General features: G+C 44.6%; 18 protein-coding genes and 1 riboswitch. Of the genes, 12 read left to right on the top strand and 6 right to left on the bottom strand.

Features of this window, described 5'->3' with window-relative positions; translation table 11 throughout:
• Positions 1 to 24: 24 nt before the first annotated feature.
• A complete protein-coding gene (locus ACT89M_RS16305) occupies positions 25 to 879 on the top strand; it encodes a manganese catalase family protein (protein WP_253494244.1) in 855 nt (284 codons plus the stop codon).
• Between the two features lie 172 nt (positions 880 to 1,051).
• On the opposite strand, the gene ACT89M_RS16300 is transcribed toward ACT89M_RS16305, so the two are convergent.
• Positions 1,052 to 1,408: an AMP-dependent synthetase and ligase gene (locus ACT89M_RS16300; protein WP_154890415.1), complete on the bottom strand. Its 357-nt coding sequence runs from the start codon at positions 1,406 to 1,408 to the stop codon at positions 1,052 to 1,054.
• A gap of 136 nt (positions 1,409 to 1,544) precedes the next feature.
• On the opposite strand from ACT89M_RS16300, the gene ACT89M_RS16295 reads away from it, so the two are divergent.
• Complete coding sequence (locus ACT89M_RS16295; RefSeq protein WP_154890414.1) at positions 1,545 to 2,987, top strand: amino acid permease; 1,443 nt, start codon at positions 1,545 to 1,547, stop codon at positions 2,985 to 2,987.
• A gap of 213 nt (positions 2,988 to 3,200) precedes the next feature.
• Positions 3,201 to 4,772 (top strand): glycoside hydrolase family 43 protein, encoded by a 1,572-nt coding sequence (locus ACT89M_RS16290; RefSeq protein ID WP_222592181.1) that lies wholly within the window; start codon positions 3,201 to 3,203, stop codon positions 4,770 to 4,772.
• A 125-nt stretch (positions 4,773 to 4,897) separates the two neighbouring features.
• Here ACT89M_RS16290 and ACT89M_RS16285 read toward each other — a convergent pair whose 3' ends face one another.
• The 4 genes from ACT89M_RS16285 to ACT89M_RS16270 form a co-directional block, all read right to left on the bottom strand.
• On the bottom strand, positions 4,898 to 5,410 hold the full coding sequence (locus ACT89M_RS16285; protein ID WP_154890413.1) for a DUF3231 family protein: 513 nt from the start codon (positions 5,408 to 5,410) through the stop codon (positions 4,898 to 4,900).
• A gap of 304 nt (positions 5,411 to 5,714) precedes the next feature.
• Complete coding sequence (locus ACT89M_RS16280; protein ID WP_154890643.1) at positions 5,715 to 7,223, bottom strand: amidase; 1,509 nt, start codon at positions 7,221 to 7,223, stop codon at positions 5,715 to 5,717.
• 194 nt (positions 7,224 to 7,417) lie between these two features.
• Entirely contained in the window at positions 7,418 to 8,398 is a 981-nt protein-coding gene (locus ACT89M_RS16275; RefSeq protein WP_090916606.1) for a DMT family transporter, read from the bottom strand.
• A gap of 146 nt (positions 8,399 to 8,544) precedes the next feature.
• Positions 8,545 to 8,693, bottom strand: a riboswitch (FMN riboswitch).
• An 85-nt stretch (positions 8,694 to 8,778) separates the two neighbouring features.
• Complete coding sequence (locus tag ACT89M_RS16270) at positions 8,779 to 9,282, bottom strand: DinB family protein (RefSeq protein ID WP_154890412.1); 504 nt, start codon at positions 9,280 to 9,282, stop codon at positions 8,779 to 8,781.
• A 162-nt stretch (positions 9,283 to 9,444) separates the two neighbouring features.
• Here ACT89M_RS16270 and ACT89M_RS16265 point away from each other — a divergent pair, with 162 nt between their 5' ends.
• The 9 genes from ACT89M_RS16265 to ACT89M_RS16225 all read left to right on the top strand — a co-directional run bounded on the left by ACT89M_RS16265 (position 9,445) and on the right by ACT89M_RS16225 (position 21,910).
• Entirely contained in the window at positions 9,445 to 10,017 is a 573-nt protein-coding gene (locus ACT89M_RS16265; RefSeq protein WP_154890411.1) for a CGNR zinc finger domain-containing protein, read from the top strand.
• Positions 10,018 to 10,222: 205 nt separating this feature from the next.
• Positions 10,223 to 11,596 (top strand): amidohydrolase family protein, encoded by a 1,374-nt coding sequence (locus tag ACT89M_RS16260; RefSeq protein WP_154890410.1) that lies wholly within the window; start codon positions 10,223 to 10,225, stop codon positions 11,594 to 11,596.
• Between the two features lie 324 nt (positions 11,597 to 11,920).
• On the top strand, positions 11,921 to 12,760 hold the full coding sequence (gene licT, locus ACT89M_RS16255; protein WP_090916598.1) for a BglG family transcription antiterminator LicT: 840 nt from the start codon (positions 11,921 to 11,923) through the stop codon (positions 12,758 to 12,760).
• A gap of 146 nt (positions 12,761 to 12,906) precedes the next feature.
• A complete protein-coding gene (locus tag ACT89M_RS16250) occupies positions 12,907 to 14,772 on the top strand; it encodes a beta-glucoside-specific PTS transporter subunit IIABC (RefSeq protein WP_308721681.1) in 1,866 nt (621 codons plus the stop codon).
• Between the two features lie 24 nt (positions 14,773 to 14,796).
• The gene (locus ACT89M_RS16245; protein ID WP_487344753.1) at positions 14,797 to 16,251 is read left to right on the top strand and encodes a glycoside hydrolase family 1 protein; all 1,455 of its coding nucleotides are present in this window, start codon (positions 14,797 to 14,799) and stop codon (positions 16,249 to 16,251) included.
• Positions 16,252 to 16,779: 528 nt separating this feature from the next.
• Positions 16,780 to 18,189 (top strand): branched-chain amino acid transporter BcaP, encoded by a 1,410-nt coding sequence (gene bcaP / locus ACT89M_RS16240; protein ID WP_154983493.1) that lies wholly within the window; start codon positions 16,780 to 16,782, stop codon positions 18,187 to 18,189.
• A gap of 275 nt (positions 18,190 to 18,464) precedes the next feature.
• Entirely contained in the window at positions 18,465 to 19,553 is a 1,089-nt protein-coding gene (locus ACT89M_RS16235; RefSeq protein ID WP_487344752.1) for a hypothetical protein, read from the top strand.
• 116 nt (positions 19,554 to 19,669) lie between these two features.
• Positions 19,670 to 20,605, top strand: coding sequence for a tyrosine-type recombinase/integrase (locus ACT89M_RS16230; protein ID WP_090916588.1), 936 nt, complete (start codon positions 19,670 to 19,672; stop codon positions 20,603 to 20,605).
• An 81-nt stretch (positions 20,606 to 20,686) separates the two neighbouring features.
• Entirely contained in the window at positions 20,687 to 21,910 is a 1,224-nt protein-coding gene (locus ACT89M_RS16225) for a chromate transporter (RefSeq protein WP_308721684.1), read from the top strand.
• 205 nt (positions 21,911 to 22,115) lie between these two features.
• On the opposite strand, the gene ACT89M_RS16220 is transcribed toward ACT89M_RS16225, so the two are convergent.
• Positions 22,116 to 23,045 carry an L-lactate dehydrogenase gene (locus tag ACT89M_RS16220; protein WP_154983488.1) on the bottom strand — a complete coding sequence of 310 codons (930 nt, stop codon included), beginning with the start codon at positions 23,043 to 23,045 and terminating at the stop codon, positions 22,116 to 22,118.
• Positions 23,046 to 23,251 lie beyond the last annotated feature (206 nt).

The following is a 23,251-nucleotide window of genomic DNA, read 5'->3' as shown; positions in this document are numbered from 1 at the left end:
GCAACTTTAGAATGGAGGACTACCATGTTTTTCTATCGTGAAGACCTGATTAATCTGATTGTACCGGACAAGCCCGATCCGGCGGCAGCCAAGGTACTACAGGAAACGCTCGGTGGTCAGTTCGGTGAAATGCGTACCATGATGCAGTTTTTCTTCCAAAGTAGCAATTTCCGGGGGAAAGCAACACAGTATAGAGATTTGATCCGCGGCGTGTTTCTGGAGGAGTTAAGCCATATCGAGCTTGTACAGCAGACCATTAACCAGTTGTTAACCGGAGCTGGAGCAGATGGGGTTGGAAATGCCGGTGTAGACGGTGCTCCACTTGATGAAGCGATCAAACATGCTAATCCGCATCATTACATCATGGGAGCACAGAGTTCCTTGCCTGTAGACGCTGCTGGCAATCCTTGGCTTGGCAATTATGTATATGACCATGGAAATCTCATTAGTAATCTGTTGGATAACATTGTGCTTGAATCCACTGGTGTTCTGCAAAAATCGAGAATATATGAGATGAGCACCAATAAAGCGTTTCGTGAAACGCTCGCCTTTCTGATCGTTCGGGATAATGCCCATCAAAATGCATTTGCGAAAGCACTGGAAACACTAGGTGTGGATTGGGGCGGAATATTCCCGATTCCGAATTATGACATTAACAAATATCCGGAGTGCCGGAAATATGTCGATATGGGCTTTCACAACGCACAATTCAACTTCCGTTTGGATAATACACGAATAGCTGAAATTTTCAGCGGTCAAACACCAAGCCGCAATGGGGGAGAGCTTAGAGTTGTTGACCCACCTCAGGGCCATCCGCTTCCTTATATGCCAGAGCTACCAAACGAACATAGCCCAGGTACAAATGATTTAAATGCTTAAGTTCACAAGAAGAATGATTGAACAGTGCAGATTCTGATAAGAGAAACAAAATAAAAAAATGAACAAAAGGAAGACCCTTTGGGGTCTTTCTTCTTCAATAGTTTTAGCTGAAACGCCAATAAGGAGCTCAGTTTTGAGCTCCTTATTTCTTGCGAATGACTGATTTTCTAACCTATTGGCGGTGCTGGTTGGAGAAATTGCCGAATGACTGACCTTGGCCTTGGATTGTCGTGTTAGGTGTATTATACGGTTGATCGATGTAGGATACATGCTGTGAAGAGGTGTTCGCAAGCTGTTGAGCAAGGTTAGAAATCTGTTGCAATTGCTGAATGGCTGTTTGATGTCCTTGCAATGCGGTTTGAATAATATGCGCCGCTTGTTGCTCGCGCTGGGCCAGTTGTTCCAGTTGTTGAGCATTGCTTTGTTCTTGTCTCAGCAATTGTTGATATTGCATAGAAGCTTGTTGTGTTTGTTGCGTCAGTTGTTGAGCGAGTTGCGTAATCTGTTGAGATTGTGAATATTGGTTCATGATGGTGCCTCCTATTTGTTTGAATTTACCTGTGTATTATGCTGAGAGGTTCGAAGAAATATTCAGGGAGATGTTTTGCTCCAATTGGGGAAGGCTACCTGTTGCGACGATTATCAAAAGGGAAAGGATTGACGAAATGAGTCACGCTTCAGGCAAATCATCGGATGAAAAGAAATTGAAATGGTGGCAACTTAGTTTGTTGGGCGTTGCGGGCACCATAGGAACAGGTTATTTTCTCGGTTCAAGTCTAGCGATTACCATCGGGGGACCCGCTGTAGTAATTGCTTATGCACTTGCTGCGTTAGGTACATACGTTGTTTTTGATGCTTTGGCACGCATGACTTCGGACCATCCAGAGCAAGGATCATTTCGTTCTTATGCGAAGAAGGCATTTGGCGCATGGGCAGGTTTTGCGAGTGGTTGGGTCTATTGGTTTTCGGAGCTTCTCATTATGGGGAGTCAGTTGACCGCACTTTCTATCTTCTCACGATTCTGGTTTCCCAGCGTGCCACTCTGGATCTTTGCCGCGGGGTTTGGAATCGTCGGTTTATGTATTGTGTTTTTTGGAAACAAGGGATTCGACCGGGTTGAGAATGTACTTGCAGTCATTAAAATAGCAGCTATAATCATGTTTTTGGTTCTGGCGATTGCTTTACTTGCCGGCTGGATTGGGGGCACCAAATATGCACATAAGGTACCGATGGACATGGCTTCCATTTTCCCGAAAGGGACAGTAGGATTGTGGTCTGCATTCCTGTTTGCTTTCTATGCGTATGGAGGTATTGAAGTACTCGGCATTATGTCGTATCGATTGGAAAAACCGGAGGATGCACCCAAAGCAGGCAAAGTCATGCTTATTTCACTGTCTGCAGTTTATGTCGTTTCCATTGGCCTTGCACTAACCATGGTTCCGCTGTCTGCTTTTAATCCGAAAGAAAGTCCGTTTGTACTTGCACTGAGCAGTGATCACCTTGCTTTTGTACCACATTTGTTCAACGGTGTTCTGATTGTGGCCGGTTTCTCTACGATGACCGCATCGCTCTATGCAGTGACCTCCATGATGATTACACTGGCACAGGAGGGGGATGCGCCAAAGTTATTCTCACAGAAATGGAAGAAGAAATATCCTCTATTTGCCTTGTGTCTGATTGGTTGTGGTTTGATTGGTACGATTATCATGTCGCTACTGCTTCCTGGAAAAGTCTATGAATATGTAACTACTGCTGCAGGGTTAATGCTGATGTATAACTGGCTATTTATCTTGCTCTCCTCAGGTCGGTTGCTGAAATCTCGCACCATAGATGTGATAAAACGCTGGACTGGATTGGTGCTGATCAGCACGGCCATAACTGGAACTCTTTTTCATGGGTTAAGCCGGCCAGGTTTCTTTATTAGTTTACTGTTGATTTCTCTAATTGCTTTAAGTGATATCATCGTGCAACGCAAGCGCAAAAAAACATCATCCGCTGCAAGTACGGAGCAAGACGAGCAAAAGGAGCAAGCTGATGAGAGCAGCCCCTCGGAGAGAGCAGCCTTTCATATTACAGGTATTCGTAAACAAAGGAACAAAATCAAGTGAAGAACATAAACTTCTAAAGCTAAACAGGTGGTTACTTCTGAATCTACGTTGCCTAAGGTTTCATCATAAAACATGATCTCTGAAAAATCGGGATCATGTTTTATCTATCTTATATATTAATTTTCAAGTAATATGATGATTACAAGATTCGTAGTGTAATGTATCAGATCATCAAAAAGTTAGGTCAACTGCATCCCAGAAAAGAGGGAAACAATGATGAACAAAGATTACTTTTTGCTTTCCAGTGAAGGAAAATGGGGCGATCAAGGGGACGGTACTTATGTCAATCCGGTCTTGCCTGGAGATTACTGCGATCCAGATGTGATAAGCGTTGGGGAAGATTACTATGCGATCTCTTCCACATTACATTGCTCACCAGGTATGGCTGTTCTGCACTCTAAAGATCTAGTCAATTGGAATGTAATTAGTCATGTTGTAGAAGATTTGACAGTTATCGGGCCAGAATATCGGCATGATCGAATGAATCGTTATGCAAGAGGAGTCTGGGCGGGAGCGATCCGTTTTCATGACCATCAATTTTGGGTGTATTTTTTCACACCGGATGAGGGTTTATTCGTAAGCACAGCTACAGATCCTGCTGGCCCATGGGAGCCTCTTTATCATAGTTGGGAGACTTCTGGTTGGGATGATTGTTGTCCTTTTTGGGATGATGACGGTCAAGGATATCTGGTGGCTACGAATTTTGCCGACAATTATAATATTTACCTGTTTAAACTTAGCGACGATGGAAAACAAATTTTGCATGACAGTGGTGTTGTGATCCATCAATATAAAGGTAGCGAAGCGAGTAAGCTTTACAAAATAAACGGTCTTTATTACATTTTTCACAGTGAAGTTCGACCGAGAAATGGTGAGGAGGTAAGGATTGTTATGATGCTCCGTTCAGAGCATTTATACGGTCCTTACGAAGAAAAAGAGTTAATTCATACGCATGGTGTGGAAGTGGACCGCGAACCGAATCAAGGCGGACTTGTGCAAACACCGTCTGGGGAGTGGTATTTCATTAGTCACCAGGGAGCCGGTGGTTACTTTGAAGGCAGAACTCTTCACCTGCTTCCCGTTACGTGGGTTGACGGTTGGCCAATCATTGGTGAGGATACAGACCGTGACGGTGTCGGAGAAATGGTATGGGGAGGGAAAAAACCAATTCAAGGTTATCCCAAAACGATCTTAACCGTGAATGATGATTTCAATAGCCGGGTACTGCAGTCTCATTGGGGGTGGAACCACCAACCTAAAGCGGATATGTGGTCTTTAACAGAGAGACCAGGATATTTGCGTTTGCATGCAAGTGTACCCTCGGAGAAGAATGATTTCTTTAAAATTTCGAACATTCTTTCCCAACGGGCGTATCGTGTGCCTCATAACGTAGTGACTGCCAAGTATGATCTAAGTGGAATGGTGGATGACCAGGAAGCGGGTCTATGCCATTTTGGACAAACCTATTGTACGATTGGTATTCATCAGCAGCAAGGATCTCGGGCATTGAAGTTCAATCAATTAGGTACAATCGAATGGGGACCATCTATTGATGCTGATGCGACTACCCTATGGTTGAGATCCATTTGGAACTTGCGCGGTGAAAACAGGTATGAATATAGTCTCGATGGCGAGAAATTTATTTCCTTTGGGGATGTCTATCCACTGGGATGGGGACATTATCGTGGAAATCGCGTTGGAGTATATAACTTGAATTATGAAAGAGAACAAGGGTATGTGGATGTGGAATACTTCAATTACGAGTCGGGAGATAAGAAAGTCTAGTTCATTTCTGAATACAAAAGAGGCCGAGAAGAGGGATATGTTATTATTCTCATCTCGGCTTCTTTAATGTTGTGTGTTTAAATCATTATTAAATGTCTTTATTTAATTCGTTTGATATCACAGGACTATTCGCCATCCGGCCTTTTCACTTGTAGCGGCGGAGGAATAAGCCATCCTTTTTCTTTACTCAAACGGAGAATTCGAACACCCAGTGCCGTTTTGGTAACGTGATACTTCGCAAACAGTGCACCAATGTCCTCGCGGATGGATTGGCCAATAGTCTGACTCGCGGCGACTAATCCAAGAGCATTATCAGCTGCAATTTTGGCACCGATCTCTGGATCAGTAAACCTTGCGCCAGGAGGAATGTCCTCTAATGCCACAACGGGTCTCTCTGGAAGAGTCGGAGCGGGCGTGATACCGTTCTCGGTGAGTAAGGCGTCACATTCTTTAATTTCCAGTCTTGCCTGATCCAGCAAGTCTTCTAAAATTTTCTTCAAATCTTTATCTCCTGCGTGATTCATATAAGCCTGATAACAAGAGACAGCTCCTTTGGCTACCATTGAGCACTCCCATGCACTATAGATTTCTCCATAATGCATGGGCTCGTTTTTAGGATTTCCACTTAAAATTCCCATCGCTGATCCCTCCCGCTAAGTTATTTATTTCACTACATTAGGGTTTACATGACAAGCAAATTTTATCCGGTAGAGAAGTAGTCCGAGATTTTGATTTACATCATCATTATTATGTTAACCGAAATCTATTGTCAGAAAGATGGTCACATGAACAACTGTAATTATCATCCAAGATAGTCACATGGACTAAATTAAAGAATCATTCAAATCGCATCAGGTTCTCTGCTCTGATGCGATTCCTGTTCCACTGAAAAAAAGCCATACAGTTATGTTCTGCTGGCTTCTTTCCGCTTTTATAAGTATTTTAAGCTTTTGTCGAGGTTGGGAACATGGGATTCGCTTCCATGCCAACCCACAATTCTGTTGATTCGAGTTGTCCCGCCAGATGTAATAACCAATCTTCACGGCCTTTGGTTGCCATAACCTGAACACCCATTGGCAATCCTTCTGCAGTTAAATGCAGAGGAAGACTAATGGCAGGTTGGCCTGTCAGATTTGCAAGCTGCGTGAACGGGGTGTACTTAAGGCTCGGCTTGAACATCTCATAGATCAGCTCTTGTTGCGCCGTTTTATCGAGATCACTGACGGACATCAGATGTTGAATCTGCTCCGCATGTGGCGTCAGTTCGCCAATCCGGGGTGCGGGAAAAGCGTTAACAGGTGTGATGTAAAAATCATACCGTTCAAACAGCGTAGACATCTGCGCAGCCGCCACGTCCCATTCGGCCAAGCTATGAACAAATTCAGCAGCAGATACTTTTTTGCCCGCTTCAGCCAGTACCCAGGACTCAATCTCCATATCATCTGCAGTGAGAGAACGACCCATACTATGTTCCATGGATGAAATCATAGCGGCCATCTCGCCGCTGTTCATCATGTAATAGTTTTCCATCAGGCGTACGCCATTGACTGGACTTAACTTTTCTTCAACATGATACCCTTGAGATTCCAAGAAATGGACTAATTTCATCACAGCCTCTTTGGCATCTTCACTGACAGGTGTGCCGACAGGTGAATCCATCGTATAAGCGATTCGCCATTTGCGTTGATGCGGATAGTTCATATCAGTCAGGTAACTTCCTGGGAATAATGGTGCATGAAATGCGGCTTCCGGTTGGATAATCTGGAGCGTATCCAGCAGTGCAGCACTGTCTCTGACGGAGCGAGATACTGCAAAATCTATCGAGGCTCCTTGCCATTGTCTTCCCACACCTGGACCAACGGGAGTGCGTCCGCGGGTTGGTTTCAGCCCAAACAAACCGCTGAAAGAAGCGGGAATTCGAATGGAACCACCGCCATCACTTGCGCCAGCAAGCGGCACGATGCCTGATGCTACAGCGGCAGCGGCACCGCCGCTTGAGCCGCCTGGGGAATGATTCACATTCCACGGATTGCGCGTTGGCCCGTGTAGACGTGGCTCGGTTATATTTTTCAACCCGAATTCCGGTGTATTCGTATGTCCGATCACAATAAAGCCTGCTTCGAGCAAACGAGTTACGAAATTGGAGTTGCGAAGAGCACGATGTTCGCTGAACAGACGTGAGCCAGAGGTAAGAAGTTCACCTTCCAAAGATTGAGAAATATCTTTGAGGAGCAACGGCACACCTGCAAATGGCTGTTCTCCAGGCCTAACCATGCTGGCTTCCTGCCGAGCACGTGTTTCATATGTACGAATGACTGCATTGAGATGTGGATTGACTTCTTCCAGACGTGCATAGGCAGCTTCAAGCAGTTCAACCGGGGATACTTCCCGGGAGCGAATCAGTTCGGCGAGCCCTATAGAGTCATAGGAGGTATATGAGAATGAAGACATTAGTAATCGTTCCTCTCTGAAAATAGTTCCTGTTGGATATCTTGTTCCAAGTTCCATAAGCCATCGTACCACCTAGGCAGACAAAAAACAAAACATCAATCCATCATAATAGAAGAAATACGGCAGAAGAAAAGCACTGTTCACCTCATTAAGGTGAAACAGTGCTTATATTATTTGAACCAGATGAAAATGTATTACTCCGTGCGAAGTTTGGGTGCGGCCTCGGCGATCGGTGTAGAGCGTTCCTGCTGTTTGGAGATCAGGAATAGTGCGATCCAGATCAGGATAAAGCCAAGCAATTGCTCCCAGGTTATCAGCGTACGGAATGCAATCCAGTTTACAAGCACGCCGGCCATCGGGAAACTGAGTTCTGCGAGGGTTGCAACAGAAGCTTTGGTGGAAGACAACCCTTTGTAATACAAGAGTAGACTTAGCAAGCCTGGTAAAAGTGCCTGCCCAAGAATATTCAGGATAACGGCAGCCTGTGCCCCTGTTCCAGCCGGGAGTGTCCAAGGTGCACCTTCATTCCAGGTCATGAAGATCAGGAGTGGAAGCGCAACGACGAAGCGAAGGGAGGTGACCGTCTCATAACGAGCTTGACCAAGCATTAACCGGCCCATAACGGTAGATCCACCCCACAAAGCTGCGGCACCAAGAGACAGCAGACTACCTGCATGAATCCAGTTATTCCAGTTGCCGAGCGGAAGTGAGAAGCCAAACGTAAGCAGATATGTTCCTGCCAGCGCAATGATGAACAGTCCGCCGAAGTGACGCGGCAATGTTTCTTTTAATAACAATTTCGCAAGTACAATTGCGAAGAGTGGTTGCATTTTTTGCAACAACAATACCGTATTGGGATCGTTATGGGTAAGCGCCAAAGTGAATAATACCGTTGCCAGCGCTGATCCGCCCCAGGAAATGAAGATAACAGCGATCCAGTGACGTGCACGCAGTTTCTTCAGATCATCCCGGAACTTCCATAATACCGGAATCGCGACAAGGCTGACGATGATGTGTTCGATTAGAACAATCTGTGTAGAAGTCATCGTTTTTAGCAAAAGGATGCGGAATAAGGGGTCTACACCCCAGAGGGCTGCGCCTAGCACAACTAGCCAAAATCCGGTGTTGCTTCGTTCCTTGCGATAAATCGTTGATGCTGTTGATGTGTTTTCCATATTCAGGACTCCTTCGTCAGAACACGGAATCTTCAGTTGGCAAAATCGACAAAATCCCCCGTCCTTGGCGTACGCCAAATAAACGGGGGACCATTCAAAGACAAGGCGTCAGGGAAAAAGACTTCCCAAATACGGCTTGCCGTTGTGTTGATCTTCTCTCATCCGGACTATACCGTCGGCCTTGGAATCGCACCAAGTCAGTCGCTGCCAGGTGGTAACTAAACAGCGAGTCGCGGGCTGGTTCTATAAGAACATCACCGCCGGTTGGGAATTGCACCCTACCCCGAAGATCCTATTCAATTTTAATTAGTGTATTGAACAAGTTGTAACCTTATGAAGTTCATCTTATTCCTGTAAACGCTATCAGTTCAAGTGTTTTTTTAGAAAACAATACTCCAGCATCCCTGTTGCCTCCGCAACTGCACAATCTGACCTGCATGATAGGCATCGTGTAGAACCCAGCGGGCAAGCGTCTGAGCCCAGTTGTCGTCGGAATCCATATAAGCTTCCTCAAGCTTCGAGTCCTGTAATGTAGCAAGGGTGTCGCGTAACTGCTCAGCCAGTTTAGTGGTTTGTTCCATCAGCTTGCTCCAGCCAGCTTCGTTCAAAGGATCACCGGAAATACCAAACGTAGCTACGTTGGAATCTGCAGCGGGTACAGACGGTTCTTTTCCCTGAAGACGTTCCAAAATACGTTGATTGTAATAAAACATATGATTGGCTAGTTGCCATATGCTCAGTCCACCTGAAGGAGGAACCCAGGCAGCCTGTTCGGCGTTCAGTCCCTCAAGCGCTTTTGACAATGGGACGATCCAGTTACATTGATCCCAGGTATCTTCATTCTGAATAACCAATACATCTAATGCTGTGGTGACTGTTTTCATTTTTTAATTTCATTCCTCTCTTGTCAGATTCATCTCGCCCTTGCATCTTCATGATGGTAACTAGCTAATGTGGGTGGAAGTGGTTACAATTAATATAACACAATTTCAAAGGGTGTAACCATCTTTTAATGATTTAGATAGTTACATTAATCGGAGGCTCTCATGGATAGATTATGGACTGATTTTGTTAACAGCGATTATCATGATTGGCGTGGTGGGGAGCGATCAGAAGACAGACTGGGGAACGTAAACTGGCAACAAGATTTTTTGAATCGTTGGCAATTAGAAGCGTCAGTACCGGCGTCGAATGAAGAGGAATCTACATTGAGAGGTTTTAGAGATGATTTGCAGTCACTGGCTATTCGTTTGTCTAACGGGAAGCTCTTTACTGAGAAGGATCAGGCTTGGTTGAATGATTTTATGATGGCTGGCGAAGTCATTAGACGAATAATTACACAAGATCAACAACTGGGTGTTGCGCTTGTTCCTATTCATAGACATTGGGCTCAGGTGATGGCAGAGGTTGCGGCTGATTTTGCCGTGACACTCGTTGAGGGCGAAGGGAAGAGAATTCGTTCCTGTGACAATCCGGACTGCCGCTGGATCTTCTATGATGATACCCGGAGCAGAACACAGAAATATTGCGATGATAAGATGTGCGGTAATCTAATGAAGGTGAGACGTTTTCGAGCGAAACGAAAAATACACTCTAGTGAGGAAAAGAGTAAAACATAATTATTAAGTTTACCAACGAAGTTCTACCTTTTCCAATCCGTGAATCACCATATAGGTCTCAGTTAGCTCTTCCAGAATTTGATAAATATTAAGATATGATATATAATGTATATATACTAGTGAAAATATAGTCATAAAGTATATGTAAGAACAAGCAATGCGGATCAGATCATTTTACAAACCATTACGATTGGAGAGATGTCTTATGAGGACAGGTTATCTTTTGAAGAACGGTTGTGTATTATCGATGGATGCTCGTATTGGTCAGTATAACCGGGCAGACGTACTTATTCAGGATTCTTTGATTACAGCGGTTCAACCAAATATTGAGGTGTCCAATGCAGATATTGAGGTCATCGACGCTTCAGACATGATTATTATGCCTGGACTGGTGGATACACACCGGCATATGTGGGAATCGCTTGTCAAAACAGCCGGAACAAACTGGTCGCTCCCCGTCTATCTGCAAAATTTGTACTATGGAGCTATGGGAAGCAAGCTTCGTCCAGAGGATAGCTATATTGCCAATCTGCTGGGATCACTGGAAGCGCTTAATGCAGGCGTCACTACGGTGCTGGATTGGAGTATGCCATACTCGGCTGAGCACACAGAGGAACTGATTCGAGGATTACAGGATGCAGGAATTCGTGCTGTTTTTGCCCATGGTGTGCCAGGGGAAACAATGTATTGGAATCGTGAGAGTAAGCTGTCGTATCCAGAGAATGTGAGAGGTGTTAAGGAGCGATATTTCTCTTCGAAAGATCAACTACTCACCTATGGACTTGCTATTCGGGGACCGGAGTTTAGCCACTGGGATACAACGGTGCAGGATATTCAGCTTGCGGAAGAACTGGACGCCATTTGTTCGATGCATGTCGGTTTCGGCAGCTGGGGATCAGCGGATCGTTCGATCAGCCGAATGTATGAGGCAGGACTGCTTGGTCCACGAATCAATGTTGTTCATGGCAATACGATGGGCATGGATGAATTCAAAATGCTCGCAGACAGCGGAGCTTCTTTGTCTGTCACACCTGAAGTTGAGATGATGATGGGACATGGTTATCCGGCTACAGGATACTTTCTTGAGCATGGAGGTACGCCAACGCTTGGTGTAGATGTCGTGACTTCGACGGGCGGAGATATGTTTTCACAGATGAAATTTGCGTTGCAAGCTGAGCGTTCAAGAACGAATGAGTACCTTTTGCAACAAGGTGAAATGCCGGGTGAACTCAGTTTGCAGGCAAGCCAGGTGTTGCGATTTGCGACCTCCGCGGGTTCGCGGGCCTTAGGACTGGAGCAAAAAACAGGCTCGCTTACGCCGGGAAAAGAAGCGGATGTGATCATGATTCGCACGACGGATCTGAACTTGTTCCCCGTGCACGATCCGATTGGTGCTGTTGTGCAATTCGCGAATCCGTCTAATGTGGATACGGTTTTTGTTGCTGGGAAGCCTGTGAAGCGAGAGGGCAAGCTGCTGCATGTCGATCTGGATGAAGTTCGGCGCAAAGCCATGCAGAGTACGGAATATTTGTTGACGCAATATCGGATGTCCGATGCAGATCGGGTTGTTTTTTCATAATAAAGCTGTCATAAAATAATTAAAGTCAAAGGGCCGTTCATCCAGAATACGGCTCTTTTCTTGTCTTTCTTCTCTAATCCGTTTTTCGTAAATTGTTTTCACATGAAATTAGGGTTGGAGTAAGGTATGTTGACAAATAGAACGCTTTCCACTAAGATAGCGATATAAGTTAATAATGAATATAATCAGGATTGTTACTGATCAGCAGGCAAGACCGATTGATAATGCAAACATGAAGAACTGTATTCTTTCATGTGTGCATAATTAATGGTCTTTTTTTTGTTGCTAAATTCTGTTAACGTTTCATTTTAAAAGGAGATTCCGATGAAGATCACACGAATTATTAACAATAATGTCGTCTGTGCAGTGAATGAACGGCGCCAGGAGATGATGCTTTTAGGCAGTGGCATCGGTTTTCAGAAGAAAAAGGGAGACGATGTGGACACAGTCAAAATCGAAAAAGAATTTTTTCTGAAATCCAAAAATGTAACAGGTAAATTATATGCCCTGCTGGCACAAATCCCGATGGAATATATTCGTGTATCCGATAGCATTATTCAGTACGCCAAGCAGTCTTTAAACAAGGAATTGAATGAAAATATATACCTAACGTTAACGGACCATATTAATTTTGCTGTGGCACGTTACAAGCAGGGTATGAATTTCAATAATGCGTTGTTGTCTGAGATTAAAGCGTTTTACTCCAATGAATTTCGCGTGGCTATGAAAGCCCGGGATATGATTAATGAGGAATTCAACATTACACTGCCTGAAGATGAGGCTGGGTTCATTGCGCTTCATATTGTCAATGCAGAATTGGGATCTGAAATGGAAGAAACCATGAAGATTACACAGTTGATTCATAAAGTCTTGAATATAATTCGATATCAGTTTAATATTCATTTCAATGAAAGCTCGCTTCATTATTCCAGACTTGTCACTCATTTGAAATTTTTCGCCTACCGCTTGTTTAATCATACGGTTGTGAAAAGTGGTGACAGTGATTTTCTCCATATCATTAAGGAAAAGTATGCGAATGAATATCAATGCAGTCTCCGAATTGCACAGCTGATTCGGGTCGATTATGGAAAAGAATTAACAGAAGACGAATTGGTATATTTAACGGTTCATATCAAAAGGGTCATTGATGAAGAGAAGGAATAATTCATCGGCCACTATAATGAGTATACTAGGATTGTTACTGGTGAGGCAGGCAAGACCTAGAGTTCCATCGTGTATAGAGCTTATCTATATTCGATAGAATTCTAGGTCTTTTTTTATACCTAAAAACGTTTGAGGGGGAGCAGTACATGAAACATGAAAGCACAGCCGCCGAGATTTTAAAACTGGTTGGTGGAGAAAAAAACGTAGATAGTGTAACACACTGTGCTACAAGGTTGCGATTTAATCTGAAAGACGAGAAGGTCGCGAATGATGAAGCTTTAAAAAATGTCCAAGGGGTTGTAGGTGTTGCCAGCAGTGGTGGGCAGTATCAGGTCATTATCGGTAACGAGGTAAACAATGTGTATAAAGCTTTGACGCAGCTGGGGAACTTTGCAACCAATAATGATGCCCCTACTGTGAAAAAAGGAAAACTGACTACGCTTCTGGACACGATATCCGGAATCTTTACACCGATCCTGCCAGCCATGATTGGTTGTGCGATGATCAAAGCCGTTCTTCTTATTTTGAAAACATTTGATCTCGTCGATCTGGATGGGCAGTTCAATACGATTATGACGTTTATCGGTGATGCGGCGTATTACTTCTTGCCGATGCTGCTTGCCTGGAGTGCGGCTGTTAAGCTTAAAGCTAACGTAGGCTTTGCATTAACGATTGCTGGTGTTCTGTTGCATCCTTCCTTAGGGGCGTTGATGTCTGCAGGTGAGCCTGTTTCGTTTTTAGGACTGCCTGTCACGCCAGCGACGTACACTTCGTCGGTTATTCCGATTATTTTAGCGGTATGGATCTTGTCATATGTTGAACGCTTTGCGGAGAAGTATTCTCCATCGGTTATTAAATCTATTCTTAAACCGTTGGTCGTAATCCTTATCATGGCTCCATTAACGCTGATTGTACTAGGTCCAATCGGTGCCATTGCGGGTAACTACCTTGCGTCAGGCGTTTCTTTTGTGAATACACATGCAGGATGGTTAGTATCTGGTATTATCGGCGGGGCATTCCCGTTCTTGATTATGACAGGTATGCATTATAGTTTAGGACCTGTAGTGCTCACTGCGTATGCTCAGACGAAGACCGATAGCATTGTTGGTCCAGGTATGCTTGTACACAATATTTCTCAAGGTGCTGCTGCGCTTGCAGTTGCTATGAAAACTAAAAATAAAGCATTTAAACAAGTTGCATATTCTACAAGCATCACTGCCTTGCTCGGAATTACCGAGCCTGCCTTGTTTGGTGTAAATTTACGATTGAAAAAACCACTGATTGCTGTAATCGTTGGTGGCGTTGTAGCTGGTGTTTATGTCGGATTGTTCGGTGTAGCTCGATCGGCTCTGGGTATTGCAGGTATAGCTACGTTACCCGCATTTATCACGGATCATCCATGGAACTTGGTTCATGCGGCAATTGGTTGTGTGATTGCATTTGTAGTTACTTTCATCATGACTCTTATCTTGGGATTTGAAGATGTACCCGAGGATGGAAAGATTCAAGAAACACAAGAAAAAACGTCTACAAACGATCGTGTAGCTGTTGCCGGTGTTTCTGAACATATTCTCGTTGCACCATTGACTGGTAAAGTTCTGGAGTTATCCACGATTAAGGACGAAGCTTTTGCAACGGGAGCTATGGGAAAAGGGGTCGCTATTGAACCTGCGGTTGGAAAACTAGTATCACCAGCAGATGGTGTGGTATCTGCGATTTTCCCTACGTCCCATGCCATCGGTATTAGTTCAAATGATGGTGCGGAGCTTCTCATTCACATCGGAATGAACACGGTGAAGTTGAAAGGTGAGCATTTTAAGGTTCACGTCAAAGAAGGCGATACTGTAAAAGCTGGAGATTTACTCATTGAGTTTGATACGGATGCGATTGCGGCGAAAGGCTTTGACCTGACTACCCCCATTATCGTTACGAATTCACATGATTTTGTAGATGTGATCAACACGGACAAGCCATCGATTACGATTGGTGAAAAATTGATCAAAATTATTTAAAGGTAATTTAAGGAGGAATGGTTCATGAATAACAAAAATGGTTTCCCTGAATCTTTTATGTGGGGTGGTGCAACAGCGGCGAATCAATACGAAGGTGCCTGGAACCTTGATGGTAAAAAGGCAAGTACAGCTGATATGATGACAGGCGGAACCCATACGGTTCCCCGTCGGATAACGATAACAACTGAGGAGGGGGTTCATTATCCTTCTCATGAAGCGGTAGATTTTTACCATCATTACAAGGAAGATATTCGTCTGTTTGCAGAGATGGGTTTCCGTTGTTATAGAATGTCCATCGCATGGTCCAGAATTTTCCCGAACGGAGACGATGCAGCGCCGAATGAAGCAGGGCTTCAATTTTATGACAATGTGTTCAATGAATTGAAAAAGTATAATATCGAACCCATCGTTACGATCTCGCATTATGAAGCACCGTTTGCTCTAACTAAGAAATTTAATGCTTGGGCTTCCAGAGAAATGATCGATTGTTACGTGAAGTATTGTGATACAATCTTTAATCGTTACAAAGATATGGTGAAGTATTGGATCACCTTTAACGAGATTAATAGCCTGATTGTTCCGGCAGGTGCATACCTGGCAGGAGCTCTGCTGGTTGATAAAAAAGGCGGCGTATTTAACAATACATCCGTAGACAGCACGCAGATGAGATTTCAAGCGCTGCACCATCAATTCGTGGCGAGTGCCAAAGCGGTCAAGCTTGCAAATGAGATCAATCCAGACTTCAAACTCGGCTGTATGATCAATTACAGTCATGGTTACGGAAGTACATGTAAACCGGAAGATATGTTACAAGCACTAAGAATGGATCAAATTAACAATATGATGAGCAGCGATGTACAAGTTAGAGGAGAATATCCCGACTTTGCGAAGAGATACTTTGAAGAGAAGAATATTGACATTCAAATGGCTGAAGACGATCAAGAAGTTCTTAAACAAGGTTGTGTAGATTTCTATAGCTTTAGCTACTACAAATCTCATGTGGTAGGTACGCGACCAGAAGGGGATGAAACCCAAGGTAACGTTTTTGGTGGATACAAAAATCCGTATCTAGAAGCGACGGACTGGGGCTGGCAGATTGATCCGGTTGGGCTCCGGTACGTGCTGAACCATGTCTATGATCGATATCGCATTCCGATGATGATTGTAGAGAATGGCCTGGGTGCAGTGGATGTCGTTGAAGAGGATGGCACCATTAACGATACGTACCGGATTGAGTTTTTGCGCGCCCACATTGAACAGATGAGAGAAGCTGTTCGTGACGGCGTTAACCTGATCGGTTATACAGCCTGGGGTTGCATCGATATTGTGAGTGCTTCCACGGGTGAAATGGCCAAGCGCTATGGTTTCATTTATGTAGATAAGGATAACGAGGGCAAAGGCACACTGAAAAGAAGTAAAAAGAACAGTTTCTACTGGTATCAAAAAGTGATTGAATCCAACGGGGAAGATATGGGTTAGGATAAAAAGTATCGTAGTGAAATAGCCTTCGGATATGATCATTGGTCACTGGCCTGGATATGGTCTATATGAAAATGTGTTGAAAAAAGCCGCTAATTGCTAGCGGCTTTTTTATTACGAACAGTAGGGACACAATCCGAATCAGGATAAGATATGACAGCGAAAAAAGACGAAAAAGCAGTTCATTTTCATAAATTCATTTAACAACGATAAAAGTTAAATTTTGATCTATAAAAAGCATTCAAAAAACTGCGCATAATATAAATTATACGCAGTTTTTATTTAAATCCATTTTCATCCTTCAGCATGGGTAACAGAACGTGATATTTTTCGTGCATAAAGGTCAAAATAAGCCATCTTCAAAAATAAATTTAATCATTCAACGCGATAACGTGTAGAATTCGATAGGTTTTTATAGGTGATGGATAAGATAGAACAAATGAGTTTTTCATAGAACAGATGAGAAATGTTATTTCGTCCTAATTACGCGGCAACACATTCGAGATTCACCATGAAAGGAACATGCGTATGAGTAGAAATGAGAAAATCAGTGTGTTATTCCGTAAAAAGCCGATTGCCAGCCAATCCAATGAAAGCGGTGTGTTGAAGAGGGCACTTGGGGCCTTTGATTTAACGACGCTTGGTGTAGGAGCGATCATTGGTACAGGCATTTTTGTACTGACAGGTGTCGCAGCTGCCAAGTATGCAGGCCCTGGTCTGGTATTATCCTTTTTACTGGCGGGCATCATCTGTGCGTTTGCCGCCTTATGTTACTCTGAATTTGCTTCCACCATCCCGGCATCGGGAAGTGCTTATACGTACAGCTACACTGCATTTGGTGAAGTGATTGCGTGGATTCTAGGTTGGGATCTCATTCTGGAATATGGCTTTGCGAGTGCGGCGGTAGCCAGCGGTTGGTCAGGGTACTTCCAGACTTTATTATCCGGATTTGGATTGGAATTGCCTCATGCATTAACCAGTGCGTTTAATCCGGAGAAAGGTACGTATTTTGACATTACAGCGGCTCTGATTACGTTAATGATTACTTTCCTGTTGACTCGAGGAGTAAAAGAAGCGGCGAGAGCGAATGGAATAATGGTAGGCATTAAAATTATCGTGGTGCTAATCTTCATCGGTGTGGGTGTGTTTTATGTTCAACCAGCGAACTGGCATCCTTTCTTGCCGTTTGGCTTCTCCGGTGTAACGGCGGGTGCAGCTACAGTATTTTTTGCGTATATCGGATTTGATGCTGTATCAACCGCAGCTGAAGAAGTGAAACGCCCGCAGCGGGATTTGCCGATAGGTATTATTGCATCCCTTGCCGTATGTACCGTCCTATATATTGTAGTATCTCTGATTCTCACGGGCATTGTGCCATTCAACATGTTAAATGTTAGTGATCCGGTTGCGTTTGCTTTTGAATTCGTTCAATTAAACGGGTTGTCATGGATTGTATCCCTTGGAGCCATTACGGGAATTACAACGGTCTTGCTCGTCATGATGTATGGTCAGACCCGTCTGCTCTATTCCATGTCACGTGATGGTCTATTATCTCCCGTTTTCTCCAAGGTAAGTGGTAAAAGTCAGACACCGGCAGTGGGTAGCTGGCTCGCAGGTATCATTGTTGCACTGTTCTCAGGCTTCATCTCTCTTGGCCATCTGGCAGAACTTACGAACATCGGTACGTTGTTTGCTTTTGCTGTAGTGAGTATCGGGATTATCGTATTGCGTAAAAATAACCCTGATCTCAAACGGGGTTTCCGTGTTCCGCTCGTGCCATTGATTCCGATTCTGAGTGCTCTCGGCTGTTTCTATTTGATGACTCGCCTTGCAGCTCTGACATGGATTACGTTTTTTGGCTGGCTGATTGTCGGATTAATCATTTATTTTGCCTATGGTCGTCATCATAGTCATCTGAATCCACTTCGGCGGAAGTGAATTGAAAAATAAGCTTTGAATCTTTCCCTGCTCCCCAATCGCCAAGCGAAGGAGCAGGGATTTTTTTGTGCAACAATATAGGAGTCATTGGTTAAAAAGAGATGTTTAAAACTAACGATTAAAAGAAGTTTGCTGCGTTAAATTTGTCACTCACCTGGGTAAAGGATAAAGGAAACCTGCTGAGTGTATCAGCAGGTCGGGGTTGCGGATGAACCAAATATGAAATATATTTGGGGGTGTGATCTGCAACCAGAACCGAAGAGAGGGGTTAACGTATGAAAGAAACATTACATAACAATTTTAATGAACACTCGTCGCATTTTGGGTTTGCACTTGCGGATTCAACCGTTCTCGCTGAGGCGAAGCTGATCATATCACAAGAGGATGAAACAGATAATCTGCAGTTGGACATCGATCCACAACGACATCTGGAGGATGGTCGCAAAGTTTCCGTGATCGCCCAGCTATTGCAGACACCTGTGCACCGTGAGGATGCTAATGTTCTGTATGGAGCCGAAATATCCTACGTACAATACGCGGTTCGTCTAACCGAGAACAGCAAGATTTCAATAGCTTCGATTCAAGGTATAAGTTATCCGATTGAACTTGATCTCGCACCTTATAAAGAGGGTGAATATGAGGTTCGCGTGGCTTTGCACCGCAAAACACCCCGAATCGCAGAAGGTCCGTTAGAACCGGAACAGCTAGCGATGGTGAAATACGCACAAGTGAATACCGTACATATCACACTGTTCCCGGAAGAAGCCTCTATACTCGATTCACCTTCTGCACCATGGACTCGGAATCATCATGTGTTCGACTCCTATGGCCGAAGAGGATTCATCCTGGCGGATCTGGGTCGTCTCGCGAAGCGAGTAGAGGAATTGCTTGGGCCAGGTAATCATAATTTAATTGAACATTTCACGGAAGGCCGACTGGATGTATTGCTTGAAGAGGGACTGATGCTGGTTGTTTGGGGCATGACTCCGTGGTGTTACTCCCTGTATTCCCCACCAAGCGAGCAAGGTGCTTATGCATTACCATGGGACAAGCTTGGGGATGAACCTGAGCGGCAAGCGATATATCCGATTGATTCCAAAGTGCAGCAGTTAAGCATTGTTCCAGCGAATGAGCTGGCTTTTTGGGCGGATTGCATTCATAAAGATTGGCCAGTTATTGATATTCCAGGCGAAGGAGAGACAGTTCTTCTGGATCTGTATGTTCAGGTGGCGGAATCGGTTAATGAGCTTCATGAAAATCCGATTCCATCGTTTGTGCTCACACGTCGTGAGGGCAAACCGGAGATGATTTTGCTGATGGCTGATGTTGTGATCGTCGAAGAGGTTGATTTTCCACTAAGTTAGGCGTCTGTGTCCTGCAAATAGTAAACCGATTTTGAAATAGAAATACATTGCATTCACGTCAGTCAGTATAGCAGGTCAATCAGTACATTTGAAGTCAGTGGAGGTGACAAGAGCAGGTGATCAATGAAGAGGTTCAGGAGCAGTATGGGGATGAGTTGCAGGCCTTTCATATCTGGATGAAAGATGCTGGATACACCGGATATACGGTCAAATCCTACACGGGGGACGTAACGGAATTCCTTACTTCTATCCAAGGAAAATCGCTGGAGCAAGTGAAGAAGTTGCATGTGCTTGCTTTTCTGTCCCGTGCACGGGAGCGTGGCGTGAGTGATGCTACCCGGAACCGTAAACACGCGGCAGTCAACTGCTTCTACAAGTCACTCATTGAACTCGAAGTGCTGGCGAGCAATCCGGCTTCTGGCATCAAAAAGTCCAAAACCGAGAAAAATCGTGCTCCAGTCTTCCTGGACGAAGGAGGTTTGACACGCTTTTTGGCATCCGTCGAAGGGAAATATCGCACCCGCAACCTGGCATTGTTCCTGCTAATGGGTTATATGGGACTTCGGGTGGGAGAAGTGCATGCCCTTAATTGTAAAGACTACAACCCCGAGCGACGCACACTCGATGTGTTCGGAAAGGGGAGAAAATGGAGAACAATCCCGGTTCCTGAAACGGTTGCAGAAGTGTTATCTCAGGCTCTTGAAGAACGGTTGAATCCGTGGCGGGGCGAGAAGGAAGAGGCCCTGTTTGTATCGCAAAAAGGCAAGCGTCTGTCCATTCGTAGCATTCAACTCATCTCAACTGAAACCTTCGAACGCTTCCAGCAGGAAGCTCCTGTTCATCAGCGTCAAAGCTATTCCAGCCACAAGCTGCGTCACTCGTTCGCCACTATGATGTTGCGGCGCGGAGCTGATCTGCGCACCGTACAGGAACTGCTCGGACATGCCTCCATTCAAACGACAACGGTATACACCCATGTTACCAGCCGGGAAAAAGAAGAGGCGATGGCTTTGCTGGATGTCAAACTTCCGGTTAACGAAGTGATGAATTAGTACAAAACGAACGATATAAGTTGGAGAGAATCCAAAAAATCTGGACAACAACACATGACATGCTAGGAGAGATGGGCGAGCATGAAGACGGGAAATCCTGCTTCGGATGATCAAGATCAGGCTGTTACACCAAACCGATGGCGGGCGCTGTGGGAAGTGCTTATCGTTGCTGCTAAGCTGGGACTGACATCCTTTGGAGGTCCGACAGCGCATTTAGGCTATTTTCATAATGAGTATATACGCAAACGAAAATGGATGGACGAGCAGAGTTATGCTGATCTAGTGGCGTTGTGTCAATTTCTCCCTGGACCAGCGAGTAGTCAGGTGGGGATTGGGATCGGTGTCATGCGTGCAGGTCTGCTTGGTGGATTGATGGCTTGGATTGGATTCACTCTTCCGTCCGTGCTCATATTAGTGGCGTTTGCGTTTATTTTAAAAGGTTACGATGTGGGCCATGCGGGTTGGATTAGCGGTTTGAAAATCGTAGCAGTGGTAATTGTTGCTCATGCCATTCTTGGCATGGCTCAGAAGCTTACCCCGGACAAAGTGAGGATTACCGTTGCTGTGTTAGTGGCTACAGCGGCTTTACTATGGACAGTTTCATATAGTCAGGTCATATTAATCCTGTTCTCAGGTTTCATTGGCTGGTGGATGTACCGCAATGTTCCGGTCACTCCAGTTATCAAAATGAATGTGCCCATCCGCCGTAGCTTGGCTGTGCTGTGTGTAATTACTTTTGCAGGTCTGCTTATCCTGTTGCCGATCCTGCGGCAGGCCATAAATATGGAGTGGATCGCTCTTTTCGATTCGATGTACCGAGCAGGTTCCATGGTATTTGGCGGGGGACATGTCGTATTGCCATTGCTTGAGCAGGAACTCGTACCTCACGGTGTAGTGAGCAAAGATGACTTTCTAGCTGGATATGGAGCAACACAAGCGGTCCCTGGCCCCTTGTTTACATTTGCCGCGTATCTTGGGGCAGTTTCGATGGGCGGAGCAGGAGCGTTTATTGCTACAATCGCTATATTTTTACCTGCATTTTTGCTCATTATCGGTGCGTTGCCCTTCTGGAATGTGCTTCGCGGTAATTCGCATATGCAAGGAGCGTTAGCTGGAATCAATGCAGGAGTAGTAGGTCTTCTGTTAGCCGCACTCTACCAGCCGCTATGGACAACAGCTGTATTGTCGCCTGCTGATTTTGCGGTGGTATGTATTTTGTTTGTACTGCTGAACTTCTGGAAATGCCCACCATGGATCATTGTTCTGTTAGGTATCGTTGGAGGTATGATTGTCAATCAAATTTGAATTTTAGTTTCCGTCATTATTATTATGTAAACCGAAGATGATAAAAAGTTAAAGATTGAAATAATTAATGATAATCATGAATGAGCTGAGATTAAACGATATTCTTGTAAGGAAGTGGAACGTCCTGTCACGTCATATCAAAAGACCATCCGGAACTCCATGCAGAGTTGTTGAATGGTCTTTTTTTAATGGATAAGTGTATATGTTATTCCAGTCCGGCAATCTGTTCTTTTAATTTGCTTGCAGATGCCTGAAAGGCCAATTTCTCGGTTTCATTCAACGGAAGCGGCAGAATTTCACGCACGCCATGGCGATCTACGACACAAGGAACACCCAGATATACATCAGAAACGCCGTTATAATCTTCAAGCAATGTGGAAACATTCAGAACGGAGCCTTCGTTACCCAGAATGGCAGCGACAATACGATCGAGTGCCAAAGCGATAGCGTAGGAAGTGGCTCCTTTGGCATTAATGATCTCGTAAGCTGCATTTTTGGTGCTGTTGAAAATGTCCTGTTGTGTTTCTTCGTCCAGTTCAAGGTCTGTTCCCGCAACGTTTGCCAGACTCCATACAGGCACCTCGGAATCCCCATGTTCACCGATGATGTGCGCGTGAATGCTGCGGGGGTCGATGCCTTTATTTTTACCGATCAGATAACGGAATCGTGCGCTGTCCAGCAATGTACCTGAGCCAATGACCCGGGAAGCCGGCCAGCCGCTTTGTTTCCAGGAAGTATAGGATAAGATATCGACAGGGTTTGTAGCAATCAACAAAATACCGTGCGAGTTGACTTCGGTAATTCGATCAATGATGTCTTTGAAAATGCTTGCATTTTTCTTCAGCAGATCAATTCTAGTCTCGCCTGGCTTTTGTGAAGCACCCGCAGTAATGATGATGATATCGGCATCTTTGCAGTCGGAATAGTCACCTGCCCACACTTTAACGCCCCCGGTAAATGGTAAACCGTGGTTCATATCCAGCATTTCGCCGGTTGCCTTGTCATGATTCACATCCACAAATACCAACTCGGACGAACGCTGTCTGAGCATAAGCGTGTATCCCGTTGTTGTTCCTACCGCACCCATGCCGATAATAACGACACGACTGGGCTTCAATGCTGAACTTGTTGTCATAATCTTATCCTCTCCTTTTTGGGTATACTACCATCCATATTAAGGGATATGTGGAGATAAAGCGAGTTTTGTCTATAACTTTTTTCACAACATGCACTAATTACCAGGGGAAATCCGCTAAAAAGGTGGATAAATAGACTTCACATGATCCCAAAAAGGTCTACATATTGGTATTCAAGGACAATGATCGGCAAAAATATTCAACA

This window comes from Paenibacillus sp. NN59 (assembly GCF_057597225.1).
This window is presented reverse-complemented; position numbering and strand designations above follow the sequence as displayed.

Excerpts from the sequence above, each read along its gene's own strand:
- ACT89M_RS16305 (WP_253494244.1), top strand. The coding sequence starts at position 25 with ATGTTTTTCTATCGTGAAGACCTGATTAATCTGATTGTACCGGACAAG.
- ACT89M_RS16300 (WP_154890415.1), bottom strand. The coding sequence starts at position 1,408 with ATGAACCAATATTCACAATCTCAACAGATTACGCAACTCGCTCAACAA.
- ACT89M_RS16295 (WP_154890414.1), top strand. The coding sequence starts at position 1,545 with ATGAGTCACGCTTCAGGCAAATCATCGGATGAAAAGAAATTGAAATGG.
- ACT89M_RS16290 (WP_222592181.1), top strand. The coding sequence starts at position 3,201 with ATGATGAACAAAGATTACTTTTTGCTTTCCAGTGAAGGAAAATGGGGC.
- ACT89M_RS16285 (WP_154890413.1), bottom strand. The coding sequence starts at position 5,410 with ATGGGAATTTTAAGTGGAAATCCTAAAAACGAGCCCATGCATTATGGA.
- ACT89M_RS16280 (WP_154890643.1), bottom strand. The coding sequence starts at position 7,223 with ATGTCTTCATTCTCATATACCTCCTATGACTCTATAGGGCTCGCCGAA.
- ACT89M_RS16275 (WP_090916606.1), bottom strand. The coding sequence starts at position 8,398 with ATGGAAAACACATCAACAGCATCAACGATTTATCGCAAGGAACGAAGC.
- ACT89M_RS16270 (WP_154890412.1), bottom strand. The coding sequence starts at position 9,282 with ATGAAAACAGTCACCACAGCATTAGATGTATTGGTTATTCAGAATGAA.
- ACT89M_RS16265 (WP_154890411.1), top strand. The coding sequence starts at position 9,445 with ATGGATAGATTATGGACTGATTTTGTTAACAGCGATTATCATGATTGG.
- ACT89M_RS16260 (WP_154890410.1), top strand. The coding sequence starts at position 10,223 with ATGAGGACAGGTTATCTTTTGAAGAACGGTTGTGTATTATCGATGGAT.
- licT (WP_090916598.1), top strand. The coding sequence starts at position 11,921 with ATGAAGATCACACGAATTATTAACAATAATGTCGTCTGTGCAGTGAAT.
- ACT89M_RS16250 (WP_308721681.1), top strand. The coding sequence starts at position 12,907 with ATGAAACATGAAAGCACAGCCGCCGAGATTTTAAAACTGGTTGGTGGA.
- ACT89M_RS16245 (WP_487344753.1), top strand. The coding sequence starts at position 14,797 with ATGAATAACAAAAATGGTTTCCCTGAATCTTTTATGTGGGGTGGTGCA.
- bcaP (WP_154983493.1), top strand. The coding sequence starts at position 16,780 with ATGAGTAGAAATGAGAAAATCAGTGTGTTATTCCGTAAAAAGCCGATT.
- ACT89M_RS16235 (WP_487344752.1), top strand. The coding sequence starts at position 18,465 with ATGAAAGAAACATTACATAACAATTTTAATGAACACTCGTCGCATTTT.
- ACT89M_RS16225 (WP_308721684.1), top strand. The coding sequence starts at position 20,687 with ATGAAGACGGGAAATCCTGCTTCGGATGATCAAGATCAGGCTGTTACA.
- ACT89M_RS16220 (WP_154983488.1), bottom strand. The coding sequence starts at position 23,045 with ATGACAACAAGTTCAGCATTGAAGCCCAGTCGTGTCGTTATTATCGGC.